Origin of the sequence: uncultured Streptococcus sp. (assembly GCF_963545685.1) — a bacterium.
In the GTDB taxonomy this organism is placed as follows: domain Bacteria; phylum Bacillota; class Bacilli; order Lactobacillales; family Streptococcaceae; genus Streptococcus.
In genome coordinates this window covers 1-17,250 of the sequence record NZ_CAUUKN010000002.1, presented here as the reverse complement: position 1 = coordinate 17,250, position 17,250 = coordinate 1, and the positions used below count along the sequence as shown (strand labels likewise).

At 41.7% G+C, this 17,250-nt stretch carries 14 protein-coding genes; 2 read left to right on the top strand and 12 right to left on the bottom strand.

Annotated elements, in window-relative coordinates:
• Positions 1–6 precede the first annotated feature (6 nt).
• From RWZ99_RS00755 to RWZ99_RS00710, 10 genes are all read right to left on the bottom strand, one after another.
• Positions 7–1,041, bottom strand: a complete 1,035-nt coding sequence (locus tag RWZ99_RS00755; RefSeq protein ID WP_314675774.1) for a hypothetical protein — start codon at positions 1,039–1,041, stop codon at positions 7–9.
• Between the two features lie 17 nt (positions 1,042–1,058).
• Positions 1,059–1,493 carry a Wzz/FepE/Etk N-terminal domain-containing protein gene (locus RWZ99_RS00750; protein ID WP_314675772.1) on the bottom strand — a complete coding sequence of 145 codons (435 nt, stop codon included), beginning with the start codon at positions 1,491–1,493 and terminating at the stop codon, positions 1,059–1,061.
• Between the two features lie 141 nt (positions 1,494–1,634).
• Positions 1,635–2,030, bottom strand: a complete 396-nt coding sequence (locus RWZ99_RS00745; protein WP_314675770.1) for a DUF805 domain-containing protein — start codon at positions 2,028–2,030, stop codon at positions 1,635–1,637.
• 87 nt (positions 2,031–2,117) lie between these two features.
• Entirely contained in the window at positions 2,118–2,516 is a 399-nt protein-coding gene (locus RWZ99_RS00740) for a DUF805 domain-containing protein (RefSeq protein WP_314675769.1), read from the bottom strand.
• 99 nt (positions 2,517–2,615) lie between these two features.
• The gene (locus RWZ99_RS00735; RefSeq protein WP_314675768.1) at positions 2,616–3,032 is read right to left on the bottom strand and encodes a DUF805 domain-containing protein; all 417 of its coding nucleotides are present in this window, start codon (positions 3,030–3,032) and stop codon (positions 2,616–2,618) included.
• Between the two features lie 98 nt (positions 3,033–3,130).
• Positions 3,131–3,523, bottom strand: a complete 393-nt coding sequence (locus RWZ99_RS00730) for a DUF805 domain-containing protein (RefSeq protein WP_314675767.1) — start codon at positions 3,521–3,523, stop codon at positions 3,131–3,133.
• A gap of 92 nt (positions 3,524–3,615) precedes the next feature.
• Positions 3,616–4,866, bottom strand: coding sequence for a glutamate-5-semialdehyde dehydrogenase (locus tag RWZ99_RS00725; protein WP_314675766.1), 1,251 nt, complete (start codon positions 4,864–4,866; stop codon positions 3,616–3,618).
• 1 nt (position 4,867) lies between these two features.
• Positions 4,868–5,671, bottom strand: a complete 804-nt coding sequence (proB, locus tag RWZ99_RS00720) for a glutamate 5-kinase (RefSeq protein ID WP_021146442.1) — start codon at positions 5,669–5,671, stop codon at positions 4,868–4,870.
• Positions 5,672–5,789: 118 nt separating this feature from the next.
• Positions 5,790–7,379: an ABC transporter permease gene (locus RWZ99_RS00715; RefSeq protein WP_314675765.1), complete on the bottom strand. Its 1,590-nt coding sequence runs from the start codon at positions 7,377–7,379 to the stop codon at positions 5,790–5,792.
• A gap of 2 nt (positions 7,380–7,381) precedes the next feature.
• Positions 7,382–8,113: an ABC transporter ATP-binding protein gene (locus RWZ99_RS00710; RefSeq protein ID WP_314675764.1), complete on the bottom strand. Its 732-nt coding sequence runs from the start codon at positions 8,111–8,113 to the stop codon at positions 7,382–7,384.
• 273 nt (positions 8,114–8,386) lie between these two features.
• On the opposite strand from RWZ99_RS00710, the gene RWZ99_RS00705 reads away from it, so the two are divergent.
• A complete protein-coding gene (locus RWZ99_RS00705) occupies positions 8,387–9,118 on the top strand; it encodes a DUF554 domain-containing protein (RefSeq protein ID WP_314675763.1) in 732 nt (243 codons plus the stop codon).
• A gap of 393 nt (positions 9,119–9,511) precedes the next feature.
• Here the strand turns inward: RWZ99_RS00705 and addA are convergent, their stop codons facing one another.
• Positions 9,512–13,165, bottom strand: a complete 3,654-nt coding sequence (gene addA, locus RWZ99_RS00700; RefSeq protein WP_314675762.1) for a helicase-exonuclease AddAB subunit AddA — start codon at positions 13,163–13,165, stop codon at positions 9,512–9,514.
• Positions 13,155–16,475, bottom strand: a complete 3,321-nt coding sequence (gene rexB / locus RWZ99_RS00695) for an ATP-dependent nuclease subunit B (RefSeq protein WP_314675761.1) — start codon at positions 16,473–16,475, stop codon at positions 13,155–13,157. The genes addA and rexB overlap by 11 nt, the downstream gene beginning before the upstream one ends.
• A gap of 327 nt (positions 16,476–16,802) precedes the next feature.
• Between rexB and RWZ99_RS00690 the strand changes: the two genes are divergently transcribed.
• On the top strand, positions 16,803–17,250 hold a 448-nt coding region (locus tag RWZ99_RS00690), incomplete at its 3' end, for a transposase family protein (protein ID WP_314675760.1).

Sequence of the window (17,250 nt, the reverse complement as noted above, 5' to 3'; positions counted from 1 at the left end):
AAAAAATTAGTCTACTCTGTAATAATAATTTTCCTCTGAAGGCATCCCATTCGTCGCTAAGATACGGTCCTTGCTACTGTCTCCAGCATTTGTGAAATCAGCGACCCCTTTAGGATAGAACTGAATTGGGGTATTACCTGTTGGATTGGAATCAACATAAGTTAGGTTGAACCCACCCGAGTTAGATTGACTTGCACTCACTGAATCAATTGGGTAAGTATTCCCCCAGAGTTCCAATTGTCCATCCGAAGTAATTTTGATGGTCTTTCCATCTGAGGACTTCCATGTGCCTACAGCTGACTTGTAGTTCCCATTTTTCAGTTCATCAGCGTTAAGAGCTGTCGAACTGGTTTGAGCTTGTGACACTGTGCTAGAACTCCTATTACTTGAAGCACTACTCAAGTCCTTCCAATCCCAACTAGAAAGATCTGCTTTTTCAACACCTGAATCGCTGTCGTCTTTGATAAGAGATTGGCCGTCATCATTAAAGTGATAACCTGAACCACCGCCTGCCGTGGCACCGGCACTTCCATAGTAGCTAAAGGTCTTATCCTTGAGGTAAGTCAAAGTCATGCGCTCACCCAACATTCCCAATTGCGGACCTTCTGTCAGACGAATCACCTGACCACTATCCTTAGAAATAGTGTAGATATCCGTAATCATATAGTCTTTAAAGAGATTACCTGGTTTAAAAGCAAGAATCAACTCGTCAACCCCATTACCATCCAAATCACGATAAGTATAGACCGTTGAGACCGGACTCGTTTGAGAATTAGCATAGGTCACAACTAGAGAATTGAGCGAGGCATCTGTTTGATTGTTGGCCACAGCTGTTTGATACTTGCTGATGATGTCATCATAAGCAGAGGTATCTACTTTCTTCTCTTCACTTGAACTTGAACTTGAGCCATTGTCTGATTGGGACTGCTCTACTGATGAGGAAGAATTAGTTTGTGATAAATGATTAGACTGATTTGAACAAGCTGCCAAAAGGGCTAGGCTAGATAAGCCCGTTGCTAATAATAATAATTTCTTTTTCATGATAATCTGATTTCTATCTATTCGGCTACAGTAGAGCTAACATCTGCGCTGTAGGCAGGGGTTGTATAGCTTGAGGCATCACTGTTTGACTCGGTATAAGTTGTTGGTGGCACATAGTTATACTGAGGAGCTTGATAAGTCTCTTGTGCTGAAGATGGGGTTGGCGTTGACGCAACCGCAGGGGTAGAGCTCGCCTCTGTCTGACTAGCCACTCCTACCGTTGAGCTTGCTGACGAAGATTCGCTTGATGACTCACTTGAGCTTGTTGCAGATGACGATGAACTAGAGCTAGATGACTTGGATGAGGACTGCTTTGCAGCTACCTTGACTTGGACCTTAGCATGATTGTGTGCGGGCTGCAAAAAGACGATTGCCAAAGCCAAAAGGATAGCTGGTAGGGTAAATGCCAAAATAAGGTAACGTTTTTCTTTTAAATGACGAAGTAGTTTCATAGAATATTCACATTTCTTAAATATATTTTTAGTATCGATTAGTCTCAGGTAAGATTATATCAGAAATATTAAAATGTGCAACATTGACATAAAAGTTTTTTGACATCAGAAAAACCAACTCAAAGAGTTGGTTGGTTGTCATTATTGCCGTGGGTTATCGACGTTTTTAACTGGCACTTCTACTTCTGTTGGTTGGCATAGTAGAAAAACAAGGATAAAAATACCGACAAATGGGATTAAAGGAATAAAAATATATGCCCAATGATAGCCAGCATCACGCAAACGACGAACAGCTACAGCAATACAAGGTAAAACCGCAGCAATACAAAAAATAAATAGGATAAGATATAAAATAACTGAAATAGTAAATAAATCGCTTGATATTTCAGCTACCATACTTTCAAACACTGCATCGAGCCAATACCCAGCAAAAACAATCAATACATGTGCCAAATATGCAGACCATAAATCTGAGGGTGTTGATCGTCCCTTAAAATCAACATAGCCCTTCCAAAATTTTTTGTAGGCTTCAATCATAATAAAATCCCCCTTTATTTAGGATACCCCCAAGGGGCGCTTGACAAATCAACTAAAAAACAGCCTAACGAGGCTGTTAAGTCATTATTATTGCTGTGGATTATTGAAGTTGTTAAATGGATACTCAACTTTAGTTGGTTTACACAACAACACAATTAAGATAATACTACCTACAAATGGGATAAATGTAACAAAAATATACGGCCAATTGTAGCCAGCATCACGCAAACGACGAACAGTTACAGCAATACCAGGTAAAACCGCAGCAATACCATAGGCAAAAAAGATAAGTAGGAAGATGATTGAAATAACAGTTAAAAAGCTTGATTCTGTTGCACTTGCAATTCCTCCAAATACTGCTAGCAACACATAAAAAGCAAAGACAGTCAACATATTTGCCAAATATGCAAACCAGTAATCTGAACGTGTTGAACGGCCTTCAAAATCTACATAGCCCTTCCAAAACTTCTTATAAGCTTCGATCATAATAAAATCTCCTCATTTTTTGATACTACTACTATACCAAAAGAGCTGTCTTCTGGCAAATCGCCTCGAGATGTTCTTAAAAATTGGGGTAACTATCATTTAGTGTCGGGGTGTATCAAAGTTCTGGGATGATACTTCTACCTTGGTTTTTCGTAAGGTCAGAATAAAAATAACAAAAGCTCCAAGATATGGAATCAACGATAAAAATATCAAAGCCCAATGATAGCCGACATCACGTAAGCGACGTACGATTATTGCAATAGTAGGTAGTATAGAGGCCAACATATATGCTCCCAAAGCAAATAAGACAACAAATATGGAAATCATTTGCCAACTCGATAAGTCAGAAGTATAAGCAGATGAATCTCCCCCTAAAATCATGATTAACACGAGTAAGAAACCAAAGAATAAGTAAGCCAACCATTGCGCAAGGACAAGAAACCAATAGTCTGTGCGGGTTGAACGTCCCTTAAAATCTACATAGCCCTTCCAAAATTTTTTGTAGGCTTCAATCATAATAAAATCCCCCTTTTTATGATACTCCCAGTATCCCAAGAGAAGGGAAGATTGACAAATCAACTAAAAAACAGTCTAGCGAGGCTGTTAAGTCATTATTATTGTTGTGAATTATTGAACTGGTTGAAAGGAAATTCTACTTTTGTGGGTTGACAAGACATAACCAATAGTACGATATCACCTATAACAGCCGCAAAGCGTAAGAAAATCAATGCCCAGTGAAAACCGGCATCACGTAAGCGACGCACCTGAAGGGCAATAGATGGAATATAGTTAGCAAACCAATATAGCATTACAAGCCCATACAGTAAGTTGAGAATAAGATGATAATGACTACCTGGACTATCAAAAACAATTACAACTATAACTATGCTAAATAAAATGATACTTACTATAGTATTTGCTAAAACTGCCAACCAATAATCTGAGCGGCTTGAACGTCCTGTGAAATCGACATAGCCCATCCAATACTTTTTATAAGCTTTAAACATCACTAAAACTCCTCATTTTGATACCCCCAGTATATCAGAAGCTTCATACTCTAGCAAACTAACCAAAAAAGCCCCTCATGGAGCTTTATGGTTTATTCTCTAATTTGACCTTGGCCATTAATATAGAACTTGGTTGAGGTTAGGGCCTCAAGTCCCATTGGACCACGGGCGTGCATTTTTTGGGTTGAGATTCCGATTTCAGCACCCAGTCCAAAGACGAAGCCGTCTGTGAAGCGGGTTGAGGCATTAACATAGACAGCTGCAGCGTCTACGTCGTCTTGGAATTGCTCAGCACGACTGATATCCTGAGTTACTATAGCCTCTGAATGCGATGTCGTGTATGTATTAATCCATTTAATAGCCTCATCAAGGCTGTCTACTACTTTAACAGACATGATATAGTCAAGAAACTCTGTCGCAAAATCTTCGGGTGAAGCGGGTACGGCTTTTTCCATAAGTTTCAAAGCTCTTTCATCTGCACGGAACTCGACAGACTGAATTTTTGAAATAGCTTTTTCCAACTTAGGCAAGAATTCTTCTGCAATATCAGCATGAACGACGAGAGATTCTGCCGCATTACACACACTTGGTCGTTGAGTCTTGGCATTGATGACAATCTGTGTCGCCATATCTAAGTTAGCATATTTATCCACATAAATATGACAGTTACCAACACCCGTTTCGATGACTGGAACCTTGGCTTTTTCTTTAACAGTTTGGATGAGACGGGCTCCACCACGAGGGATGAGCAAGTCAACATACTTGGTCGCCGCCATGAGTTCCTCGGCTACCTCATGAGAGGTATCTTCAACCAACTGAACGGCATCTGCTGTAATTCCCGCATTTTCCAAAGCCTTACGAGCCACCGTAACCAAAGCCTTATTAGAATTGATAGCATCACGTCCTCCACGAAGAATAATGGAATTATTGGTCTTGAAGGCTAGGCTGAAAGCATCAATTGAGACATTTGGACGGCTTTCAAAAATCATAGCGATAACGCCCATGGGAACACGCTTTTGAACGATTTTAAGTCCATCTAGATTTGTATAGCCACGAACCACTTGGCCGATGGGATCTTGGAGATCTGCGACCTGACGAACACCTTCAGCAATTCCTGCGATACGGTCTTCCGTTAAGAGCAAACGGTCTTGCATAATCTCTGAAATGCCATTTTCCTTGGCATTGGCCATATCCTTAGCATTTTCAGTGATAATATAGTCACTCTCAGCTACTAGAGCTTTAGCTACCTGATTTAAAAGGTCGTTTTTAGCTGCTGTTGATAATTTAGCAATTTGACGACCCGCCACTTTGGCCTGCTGGCCCAATGTATCAATATATGTCATATTAGTCCTCCTGTTTAAAGAGTGTACCGATTTTGGCTCCTTCTAGGACACGAAGAATGTCACGTGGATTTTCACCATTCATTAAAACCATTTGGCTTTGATTTTCAAAAACCATCTGGGCTGACTTAATCTTACTCATCATACCACCCGTACCAAATTTACTACCAGCACCACCAGCTGAGGCTAGAATTTCCTCGGTAATCTCTGGTACATAGCTACGAAGGGTTGCATCCTCATAGACATTTGGGTTCTTATCAAAGAGCCCATCAATATCTGACAACATGATAAGTAAGTCCGCACCAACAATCTTGGCTACAATAGCTGACAAGCGGTCATTGTCCCCAAACTTAGTTGCATGATCCATTTCATCTACGCTGACAGCGTCATTTTCATTAACTACTGGAACAACGCCAAGTTCAAAGAGGCTTTCGAAGGCATTGATGGCATTGGCCAAACTCTCGGGATACTCGACCACATCACGGGTCAAAAGAAGCTGAGAGACCTTGGTTTGGTAATGTGAAAAGACCTGAGAATAAAGGCTCATCATGGCCACCTGTCCTACACTCGAGACAGCCTGTTGCTTACCAACCTCTGCTGGTCGCTTTTCAAGATCTAGAACATTAAGACCAAATCCCATAGCTCCAGAGGATACGAGGACAACCTCAATCCCTTTATTATGTAAGCTAGAAATAACAAAAGCTAGCTGGTCGATTTTTTCAAGATTAATTTTCCCTGATGGCAAAACCAGGGAGCTGGTCCCGATTTTGATAACTAGGCGTTTTACTGAGTCAAAATTTCGTTTCATGTTTATGATTATACACTAATTTCTTGTATTTAACATATATAATGCATAACTTTACATATCCAGCATTATCATCAAAAAAGAATACCTCCAATAGGAGAGACTCTTTAAACAATTTATCCTAGGCAAAAAACATAGCTCTAATGCGTTTCCAACGTCTACGATCAACAAATAGATAAATGATTAGAGCAATTAAAGCTAGAATCACAGCTGCTATAATATTAACTACTAGGGCAATCCAGAACTTACTTGCAAAGAAGACAACAGCACCCAGCAAGGCTGCAATAAAAACGGTAAGGAAAAAGATACCCATATAAAGCCACTGGCCGCCACCTCGATTGAAGAGCTGGGTAACTTCTTGCCAATTTACTTCCAACAATTTAAGGTCACGTTCAAAGAAATAGCCACCTACAAGATAGGTTGTTACAAGGAAACCAATGATGAAACTCAGCACTAAAAGCGGATGGAGATGTGCAAGGAATATTAAACCAAGTCCTCCTAATAAAAGGGAAACACTGACTTGCAAGCCATAGAAAAGCCAAAACTTTTGACGAAGATAGTCACCAGTATTGATTGGCAAGCTACGAATAAAATCAAAGTTTGTTCCCTCTAAGGAAGTTGCCACACCAAGAAAACTTGTTGGTTGGGCTGAAAAGAAACCAAAAGCCATCCCGATTAAAAGCATGAGTCCGAAATAGTCTGGGCCTAGATCTTTCAAAAAGATCGCACCTCCACCTAGCATAATCATATATAACACTGGTACCACATAGGTATTGATAATGAGGGTTGGATTTCCCAAAGTAGATAAATGATGGCGAATCAAGACCTGTCTTTGACTTCGAGTAACAGCTTTGGCCTGAGTCTTTCTAGCCTTTTGGTTATAAATGGCTTCGTGAAAATAACGAGGCATTCTAACCTTATAAAACCAAAAGGCTAAGATGACTACTAAAACAAGAGGAAGATAGAAATTTAGTAGAGCCTCCGGAGATAGAGGGGCAGCTACAACATCATAGTAACCTCTTAGATAAGGCAACAAGGGAAAATCGACATGTCCAGCCCCCTTAATGTAACCATTAAGAAAACTAACCAACATAATAGGCAGCATAATCAATATGGTCGACAGGGTCATCAAAATAGCTGAATAGAGCTTTTGACGAGAGCTGCGAACAATCAACGTTCCAATACTATTAGACAGAATCACCGAGAAAACGAGATTTACAAAGAGGGATATGAGAAAGACCACAATCCCTACAGGTATCGCAAGTAGCCCAATAAATTGCCAGTAAGCTAGAATCATAAGACTAAAGATAGGTACCATGAAGGTCATACCAACCATAAAGCCTGACAAGGTTTTGGCGAGGAAGACTTCTGATGGTTTCAAGGGTAGAGGTAGATAGACCTTGCTATCCTTACTATCATAAAAGGTACTATAGAGAGCTGTAAATGCCTGGAGAAGTCCCATCACTGAAAATGTCAAGAGATATAGGGATAGGACACCAGGGTTAGCCTTATAATCAACACCTATAAAAAGATAGCTATAGATAAGCGTAAAAATAATTAAAATCAAGAGTTGCTGCCTAAGCATGGCATTAACGATGGAGAAATTGGCTTTTTTCTTTTTGTCCTGACGTTTCTGCAGGCTTGTAACTGCCTGGGGATTCGCATAGAGGAGATTAATTTTAAAAAGCTCCCAAACATGGTTCCAGTTCATGACTACACCTCCTCGACCTTACGTCCAGCCATTTCTAGATAAATGGTTTCCAAATCCTTGTCAGGGTACTGATGCTTAAGTTCAGCTATAGACCCTTGGAAGATGAGTTTTCCTTTCTTCAGAATACCGATGCGATCACAGAGCTGCTCAGCTACACTTAGAACGTGGGTTGAGAAGAGCACACTATTGCCCTCCTTAGCATGGTTACGCATGGCTTCTTTCAAATCATAAGACGCCTGTGGGTCCAGACCAGTCAAGGGTTCATCCAAAACCCAAATCTGTGGATTAACCAGAAGAGCACCGATAACAACAACCTTTTGACGCATACCGTGAGAGAAGGATGAAATGAGGTTATAGCGATTTTCAGTCAAGTCAAAGGTGGCCATGAGATCTGTCAAACGTTCCTCAACCTGACTAGCTTCCAAATCATAAATACGCGTCAAAAAGTACCAGTAGTCATTGGCAGTCAAATTTAGAAATAAGTCCGGTGAATCTGGCACATATGCTATTTTCTTCTTAATAGTATCACGATGCTGGCTGAGGGCCATATCATCGACGTAAACTTCTCCGTAACTGGCTTCAATAATAGACGTCAAAATAGAAATAGTCGTGGTTTTACCAGCTCCGTTGTGACCAATCAAACCAAAGATTTCACCATCTCGAATCTCGAGATTAAGATCTGAGAGAGCATCCTTATTTTCATAACGTTTCGTTACATGTTCAAAACGAATCATCTTTTATCCTTTCTTGAGAACCTATTTAACGATAGTCTCATTTTACGCTTTATATTAGAATATAAATTAGAGTTGTTCCCTTATTTTTTATGAACAATACTCTAAGAACACAGGCAATAGATTTAGATAAGGCTATTTGTTACCTTCTCATTTATTGTATCACTTCAAAGATACAATTTCAAGAAAACGTTTGATAACACGAGACAATTTTGCATTCAGCTTTTGATAATGCTAAACTTATAGTATTTAGAACAAATAGGAGGAAAATTACTGGTGCCAACTGGAATTATCATCAACTCGCTATCCATTATCCTAGGAGGAATCGCTGGAGGTCTCTTCGGCGACTATCTTAGAGAAGACTTCAAGGAGAACCTTAATCTCATATTTGGCCTAGCCTCTATGGTGATGGGGATTAGTGCTATTATGAATATGGTTAATATGCCTGCGGTTATCTTCACGGTGGTTATCGGTACTATCATCGGCCTCTTGTTGAAGTTTGAAAACCTTATCAACAAGGGAGCTGGGCTCATGGAAAAAGGCTTGTCCAGGATTACGCCTAGCAAGAAAACCGGACTGGCTCACGATGAGTTCTATGCTCAACTGCTGACAGTTATCGTCCTCTTTTGTGCGAGTGGGACAGGAATTTACGGGAGTCTTGAGTCTGGAATGACTGGTGATGCTTCTATCTTAATTTCCAAGTCTATCCTAGATTTCTTTACAGCCATGATTTTTTCTTGTAGTCTGGGCTACATCGTTTCCATGATTGCCATTCCACAATTTATCATTTTTTTCCTTCTCTTCTTGAGCGCTGGGTTCATTCTTCCTCTAACGACAAAAGACATGATTGGAGACTTTAAGGCTTGTGGGGGATTCCTCATGATTGCAACGGGTTTTCGTATTATGAAACTTCGTCAATTCCCAACAGCAGATATGATTCCAGCCATGATTCTGGTTATGCCTATTTCTTGGGCTTGGGTTAATTGGGTCTTGCCATTTATTGGCTGAGATTACTATTGACATAAGGAAATACCGTCAGTGATTAACTCCTGGCGGTATTTTATCTGTTGGGAAATTGGGGTAAAAAGTAATTTTGCAGAGAATTATTCTGCCGATTATTGCAGGTTTGGATAATTATAACTTTATAATCTGTGTGGTTGTAGTTTTAATTTTTCTAACCTTGTTTAGACTAAGGTTGGTTTGTTATAATAGCCCTTGTAGGCCTAAGCAACCTACAAGATACTTTTTTTCATAACTATTTCCATCCTCTAATATTTTAACGAACTTACAATACTGATGGAAATCTATCAGAAAAGACCGGTGTGCATACATCGGTCTTTTTTGGTGGGATCGGGACACAAAAACCACTCTCTCACTTTGAAAGAATGGTTATGTGATAACCTATACTTCTACAACTTCCAAATCTTTTCCACCTAAGAGGATAAGATATTTATCGACCTTTTCCATTTGATAGGCTTGGCTAAGCGCTTTCGCATAGAGGCTCATTTGGCCTGTGTAGCGTTCTTTAATCTCACTTGAGTGAGTGAAGCGGTCCGTCTTGTAATCAAAGAGGACAATACGGTCTTCAAGAAGAAGATAGCCATCGATGATACCACGGACGACGAAGTCCTCCTTACTAGCTGGGTCTTCTGCCAACATGGCAAAAGGTGCTTCACGACGTAGTTTATCTCTATTAGCTAGAATGAGCTTCCCAAGCTCTGTATCAAAGAATCCTAAAAGTTTTTCTAACTGCACACGCGCCTTGACTTGATCATCTGCCGATACCCGACTCAGTGCCTGAGTCAAATCTTGGAGAGTCACTGTATCAGAAAGAATCAAGCGTTGCATGAGTTCATGGGTGGCTGAACCAACTTCAGCTCCAGTGACCTTAATTTTTTGCCCAAAGTCTGGTAGCTCAAAAGTGGTAGCCGTCTCAAGAGGTTGCACTTCCTCTTTCTTGTCCATAATATCCACGCCCTCTGTATCCATAACTGGTTCGTAGAAGGCCTTGAGCTGACTTGGGGTACGCACAGATGGTAGGTCAATCGCTGGTGCATAGAGGTGGTTGAGTTTTTCAACACTTTCCAAGACAGTCAGGGCACGCTTAATCTCTTCCGTCTGACGGTTGTTAGATAAATCATCGGCATCTACTGCCGCCTTGACCTCAACCTGACCAATAGCCTCTGGTGTCAAATCCTCAGCCTCAACAAAGCGAACAGTAAACTTGAGGTCCTTTCTCTTAAAAGCAGTGTCAAGTGCCATGATCCAATCCTGATAAGTAGCGATTTGGTCACGTAGAGCTACTGGTAGGCGATTATTTTCGACATCAGTGCCATATTGCTGGGTTAAGGTTTCCTTACTGCCCTTACCAACTAGGTAGAGTTTTTTCTCTGCACGTGTCATTGCAACATAGAGTAGACGCATCTCTTCTGAGATACTTGCCCTGCGCTCTTCCCTACGATTTTCCTGGAAGGTTAAGGTCTCAAGAACAACATTTAACTTAGGCAAATTGGTGTTTATCTGATCTTTGAGGTCGGCTAGGTACTTAATACCAAGCCCTTTTTCACGATTAATAATATACTTACCACTTAGTCCATCCTTACTGTGACCAATGAACTTGCGATTCATCTGAAGGACAAAGACATACTTGAACTCTAGCCCCTTAGACTTGTGAATGGTCATGAGGCTAACGGCATTTTTGGGAACCAAATCTGTTACTTCCTCTAGGTCGTTACCGCTAGCAATAATCTTATCAATCATACCAATAAAGCGAGAAAGTCCCTTAAAGCCTGTCTTTTCATAAGCATTGGCACGCAAGGCAAGAGCGTAAAGATTAGCCTGGCGTTGCTCAGCTCGTGGGAGACTTCCGACGTAATCATAATAGAAACGATCGTTGTAAATCTTCCAAATGAGGTCGTAAAGGGAGTGCCACTTACTGTAGTCACGCCAATCTGCCAGAGTCTCTGTGAAGAGAGTCAACTTGGCATCAAGTCCTTGCGTCACAACTTCCGGATGAAGACCTGATTTGGTATGAGCTGCAAGGAGCTTGTCATAGAATTGTCCTTTGTCAGCCTGGACAGCGATACGAGCCAGGTCATCCTCGTTGAAGTTAAACATAGGTGAACGTAGGAGAGCAACGAGAGCATAGTCGTTAAGAGGATTATTGATAGCACGAAGGGTGTCCAGCATAATCATAACTTCTAGTGACTCTAGGTAGCTTGACTTGTACTCGTCAGGAACCAAAGGAATCCCGTGTTCCTCGAAACTTGCCATTAAGTCAAGATAGGTGTTACGTGTAGGCGCTAGGAGGGTGATGTCCTCAAAACCTACACCCTGCTCATGAAGTTTGATGATTTCTTTGATAACCAAGGAAATCTCACCGCTGCTGATAGGTTGGTCAGAGCTTTCTTCATCGGGACTCGTACTAGATTCATCACTATTATAAATCAGAACCTCAGTCTCATTTTCAGGATGGGGCTCTTTTTGCTTCTCGCTACCCGCTACCAACATATGCGTCTTGTCATAGAGGATGTCCCCGATTTCCTGGTCCATGAGGTGGCTGAAAACACCATTGGTCGCATCAAGAACTTCAGATTGACTACGGAAGTTCTCCTTGAGAAGGATAAGTTTACCGGCATCTGAATTTTCAAGGAAGAGCTGGAACTTACTATTAAAAATCTGAGGGTCTGCCTGACGGAAACGATAAATGGACTGCTTGATATCTCCCACCATGAATCTGTTGTGGCCGTTAGATAGGAGTTCCAACATACGTTCTTGAGTATGGCTATTGTCCTGATACTCATCCACCATAACTTCATGGTAACGGTCACGGTAGCTAACTGCCACCTCTGGATTTTCCTCCAAAATACGGATGGCAAAGTGGGCAATATCCGAGAATTCAAAGGCATTTTCCTGAATCTTTGCCTGTAAATACTGATCCGAAAAATCAAGTACAAAGGACTGAAGTACCTCCAACAGAGGTAGGATGTCATTATTATGCTTGGTCAAAACCTCGAGGACCGTTAGTTGAGTATTGACTTCTCGCAACTGGGCCACAAACTCATTTTTGGTCTTGTTGTAAGCTTCCTTGTAGGCCTTGAGTTCCTCGTCTTTAGGACGGGTCATATTGGTCAAACCAGTACCTCCTGACAGAGTCAAGACTTGTTTGAGGAGATCCTCCATATCAGTTTGGTCATTAGCCAAGGATGCCTCAAGAAGACTAATGGCATCTGACACATTATTCAGATACTTGGCCTTGGCAAATTCACGCTGAGCTAGACCTAAGTGGTCTCTTAAGAAAGCTAGGAAATCAGCCAACAAGCCATCTTTAAGACCGTCTAAAAGCTCATTTTTAGCCTGTTCTGGCTTGGCCTCTGTCTGTCCTTTCAAGAGATTTTGTCGCAGCCATTTTTCAGGACCTGCAGTGGCTTGAGAAAAGCTATAAATAGCGTAAACCAAATCACGAAAAGCCTTACTGGTCTTGCCATTTCCAGCGAAATTCCGGACTAATTTTTGGAAAAGTTGGGCATCCTTTCCTTGCATGTAATCGTTGAAGAGGTCTGCATAAACCTCATTTTTCATAAGTGTCTGCTCAGCAGGGTCTGTCATAATACGGAATATAGGTGACACACCCAGGAGATAGCCATACTGATTGACCAATTTCTGGGTAAAGGCATCCATGGTTCCAATATCAGCTGTCCCAATTTTGCCAATCTGGTCTGAAAGAAAGGCCCGCTCTTCATCCGTCTCTACCTGTCCTAGCTGCTCTGTCAGACGCTTTTCCAAACGCTCCTTCAACTCACCTGCAGCCTTTACCGTAAAGGTTGAGATAAAGAGTTGATCAATACCAACGCCACGTCCAATCATATCAAGGATACGTTCAACCATGACAAAGGTTTTTCCTGACCCAGCTGAGGCTGATACCAAAATATTGGTACCATTACTGTAAATAGCCTCAATCTGTTCTGGTGTTAACTTTCGGTCCTTGTCAGAAGCTGCTTCTTGGGCAATGCGTTCCATAATCTCTGCTGGACTTAAAAAAGCTTTAGTCAACATGGTTATCCTCCTGGTCTTTTTTGTCTGCTTTCACAGCTTGATCAGTGACTGGAAAGGGGATACTATTTTCAGCAACTAGCATCTGATGATTGTCCTCATATGTTGCCATCAACTCCAAATAGGCTTCCTTCTTGCCCTTCTTTGGTAAACGCAAGAGCTTTCGAGCCTGTCCCATGTGGCGGTCGGCCTCGAAGTGAGTAATTGACTTGATTTGTTCTCCTTGAACAGACTTGCCATCCTCAGTATAGGGATTGACTGCAAAATTCCCACTTCGGATAATCTTCGCAGCACCCGTAAAGAGCTTAAGATTATAGTCTAGCAAGGTTTCTAGATCCTCCTTGTCATAGGTGACAGTCTTTTGCAAATCATAGTTTCCACCAGCCAGATGCTCTGTTTCAGAAGCCACAAAAAGTCCCTTATAGGTCAATTCCTTATGAGCCTGAGCCGCTAGCTTTTCCAAACCAAACTGAGCTAGATTAAGCTGTGGGTCCTGCATGTGAAGATACATGGCCCCAAAAAGTTGATCAGCATCAACCTTATAGGTTTGACGGAGAGCCTCCAGATAGGTCACCAATTGCGGACTGAGGCCATTGTAGAATTTCTGAATGTCAAAGACATTTTTTCCTGATTTATAGTCAACGACACCCAGAGCACCATCTGTTAAACGGTCCACTCGGTCAATAATCCCAGTAATCTTAATGCTATTTTCTAAAAGCAAGTCAAACTTGGCTTCCTCACGCTCAACCTTAACCGCCGCATTGTCACGCAAAACACTGGCAGTTGAACGGGCGATATCTTCCAAGATCTGACGAGACAAGCGACTCTCTTGGTCCTCGGTATAGAGAATTTCAAAAGGTTGCTCCTGATTGGTCTGAGCAATGGCCTTTTCCAATTTATCATCGAAGTTTTCTGACGAAGAATCACCCATCACACGCTCAAAGACACGGTGTAAATAAGTCCCGTGGTGTCGAGCATCCGGATGGATAGACTCCAACTCCTCCAGTCCCAAAACATAGCGCAAGAAATAAAGATATTGGTTGTTATAGAAGGTCGTCAGAGCCGAAGCTGACAATTTCAGTGGTTCTTCTCCTGGGAAGACCAGCTGCATGACCTTATCGTCCACCTTGGTCGTCGTCACATCGTCAATCACCTTTGGAATCAAGACTTGGTCCTTATCAAGTCGCTTACGGAGATAACGAACAGCAACTGACCAGAAAGTCTGGGTTTCCTTATCCAAATCAAGATCCAAATGACTACTGTTAAGGGCAACGACAGTCGACAGGAGGTCTTTATAGTTCCCAATCTGGTCACCCTTAGCTTCGAAACGATTGCGTCCCTTTTCAACCAAAGGAAGACCAAGGTCAAGAAGCTCCTTCAAATAAACCGACATATCATCTTGACTCTCATTGAGAATTTGTGGCTGACTAAGCACTAATTGTTCACTAGCTGAATTGAAAAGCGACATGGCCACGAAATGCCCTCGCTGACTATTGCTCTGAGTAACAATATCCAAGCTCCTGTGTTCATCCGTCGCCTCATTGATACGACTACGCTCCTCGTCAGATAGGAGACTCTTATTTTGTCCTACCTTAGGAAAATGTGACTGGGTCATACCCAAGGCAAAAACATAGGGAGCCGAATGTGGCTGTATTAAGTCGTATTTTTTCACATTGATCACATCAACAGTGGCTGGGACCGTACGGTAATCACAAGCCAACATTCCCGAACGCAAAATAGACAAAAAGTCGTCCACTGAGAGCGTTTCATCCCCAAAAATAGTCTCAACCTGCTCCAAGAGGTGAGTGAAGGCCTTCCAAACCTGTTCATTCTGTTCTTTTTCAGCCTCACTGGCCTTGGCAGTCAAAGCAAGCATCTGACTTGGCAGTTGCACAGCCTCTAAAAAGACCACCAGTTTCTTGAGTAGACTAGATCCCTTTTGTTTGCGACTTTTAAGCAACTTGTCCAAGGGCTCTACCAATTGTGATCGCAAAGCATTGATTTGGTCTAAATCATATTTGTCACGACTATTAGCTGTAAAATCAGATAAGAACTTGTGACGCCCCTTGATATCTGCAAAATTGACATAATACTCAAAAAGGTCTAAATCCTCTTGAGTAAAACCACCATAGAGACCGGTTTTTACGAGGTTAAGCAAATCCTCAGCACGGTAGTTATAGCGCTTGATACGCTCTAGCGAATCCACAAACTGTACCAAAGGATGGCTAGACATGCTTTCTTCCTTACCGAAATAATAGGGAATATCAAATTTTCGGAAAATCTGGCCCACCTGAAGCTTGTAACTCTCCTCATCACCAAGTAAGACCAAGATATCCTTGTAACGCTTGCCATCTGCCAGCAATTGACGAATACTCTTGGCAACCTGAGCCACTTCTTCTTTCTGGTTAACCACTTCCCAAACCTGCAGGGCATGCTTATCCTGCTCAGTAACCTTCTCATCTACCGTACTAAAGTCATGACGGCTCTCCAAAAGACGACTAATACGCGCAAAAGAAGGATTGCCCTCCTTGTCCGTCGTCACGTAGTCGGGTGTCACCTTATAGGTCTGAGCCAAAGTCCTCAAAAAATCCACCGAGGCCTGATAAACATTGCCATAGACAAAATTGGCCTTATAAGCTTTTTGACTGGCATAGGTTCCCACTACAATCTGATGGCACTTGTCGTTCAAGAGTGCAACCAGAGCCTCCTCCTCAGCCGAAAAACGGGTAAAGCCATCAATGACCAAAACCGTGTTACTCAAGGCCTCATCCAGATGTCCTGAGGTAATTTCCTTAAAGAAGGCACTAAGCTTTGATTGATTGTCAAAATCCCCTGCCAACAAGAGGTCCTGAGCTGCACTGAAAATCCTTACCAAATCCTCTTGTTTTTCAACCTGATCCAAATGCTGCAAATCCAGAACTGTCATATTGGCCTGCTGCAACTCTTTATAAAGATCCACCAATTGATTAATAAAGTTGCTGTCCTTACGTAAACGGCCATAAACCTTGAGTTCATCGTCGCCCATGTGCGACAACACCTTATAAAAAATCATGGCCAAACCTGTATCATCCAATTGAGTCTTTGGGTTGCTCGTATTGAGAATAAAATACCTAGCCATCTGAGTAAAACGAGTCACCGTAATCTCAAAAGATGCTGACTGAGGCAGGTATTCTAAAACCTTTCGCTCCTTCTCAAACGATAGGGCATTAGGAGCAATATAAAAAACCCTCTTTCCCTTTTGAGCATAACTAGTTGCCTGCTCCGTCAGAATTTCTGTTAAATCCTGAGACATATCCGTATAAAGTAATTTCATAAGACGTCCCTTTCTTGTCTCTACACCAGTCGTTGGAGCTACAATTCACTTAGCGCTAACAACCACTAATCCTTGCTATTATAACACAGAATTAAGCAACAATCAGACTCCTCCCTCATCCCTTTCTATCCCTCTGACCTATAGGCCAGACATAAGCTTATTCCTTACAGTAAAAGTCCCCAATATCTGGTCCTATAGCCAAAAAAGGCTCTATAATTTCTGTAGTGGGTAAAACCACCGTAGAGATTATAGAGCTTTTTGAGACTACACAAAAAGTCCCATAAGAACTATAATGAAAAGCGACCAAACCATCATTAGGGAGAACTTATGAGACTTATTAAGAATACCACAGAATTAATCGGAATTAAAGACCCTAACATCATTATTTCTCTTGTTTTTGAAAAAGATACTTACATCGAGGTTCAAGCAAAACTGGATTATCCTGCACCCCAATGCCCTCATTGCCAGGGAAAGATGATCAAATATGACTTTCAAAAACCTTCTAAAATCCCTCTTCTCGAACAAGCTGGAACTCCAACACTACTACGTCTGAAGAAACGTCGCTTCCAGTGTAAAAATTGTAGGAAAGTCACGGTGGCTGAGACATCAATCGTTGAGAAAAATCACCAAATCTCAAACCTTGTCCGACAAAAGGTTGCTCAACTCCTAACTGAGAAGCTATCATTAACGGATATTGCCAGAAGACTTCGTGTATCGACGTCCACTGTCTATCGTAAACTTGACCAGTTTACTTTCAAGGAGCATTATGACAACC

What these genes read in the sequence shown, in the direction of transcription:
- RWZ99_RS00755 (WP_314675774.1), bottom strand. Translation starts at nt 1,041, where the DNA reads ATGAAAAAGAAATTATTATTATTAGCAACGGGCTTATCTAGCCTAGCC.
- RWZ99_RS00750 (WP_314675772.1), bottom strand. Translation starts at nt 1,493, where the DNA reads ATGAAACTACTTCGTCATTTAAAAGAAAAACGTTACCTTATTTTGGCA.
- RWZ99_RS00745 (WP_314675770.1), bottom strand. Translation starts at nt 2,030, where the DNA reads ATGATTGAAGCCTACAAAAAATTTTGGAAGGGCTATGTTGATTTTAAG.
- RWZ99_RS00740 (WP_314675769.1), bottom strand. Translation starts at nt 2,516, where the DNA reads ATGATCGAAGCTTATAAGAAGTTTTGGAAGGGCTATGTAGATTTTGAA.
- RWZ99_RS00735 (WP_314675768.1), bottom strand. Translation starts at nt 3,032, where the DNA reads ATGATTGAAGCCTACAAAAAATTTTGGAAGGGCTATGTAGATTTTAAG.
- RWZ99_RS00730 (WP_314675767.1), bottom strand. Translation starts at nt 3,523, where the DNA reads ATGTTTAAAGCTTATAAAAAGTATTGGATGGGCTATGTCGATTTCACA.
- RWZ99_RS00725 (WP_314675766.1), bottom strand. Translation starts at nt 4,866, where the DNA reads ATGACATATATTGATACATTGGGCCAGCAGGCCAAAGTGGCGGGTCGT.
- proB (WP_021146442.1), bottom strand. Translation starts at nt 5,671, where the DNA reads ATGAAACGAAATTTTGACTCAGTAAAACGCCTAGTTATCAAAATCGGG.
- RWZ99_RS00715 (WP_314675765.1), bottom strand. Translation starts at nt 7,379, where the DNA reads ATGAACTGGAACCATGTTTGGGAGCTTTTTAAAATTAATCTCCTCTAT.
- RWZ99_RS00710 (WP_314675764.1), bottom strand. Translation starts at nt 8,113, where the DNA reads ATGATTCGTTTTGAACATGTAACGAAACGTTATGAAAATAAGGATGCT.
- addA (WP_314675762.1), bottom strand. Translation starts at nt 13,165, where the DNA reads ATGTTGACTAAAGCTTTTTTAAGTCCAGCAGAGATTATGGAACGCATT.
- rexB (WP_314675761.1), bottom strand. Translation starts at nt 16,475, where the DNA reads ATGAAATTACTTTATACGGATATGTCTCAGGATTTAACAGAAATTCTG.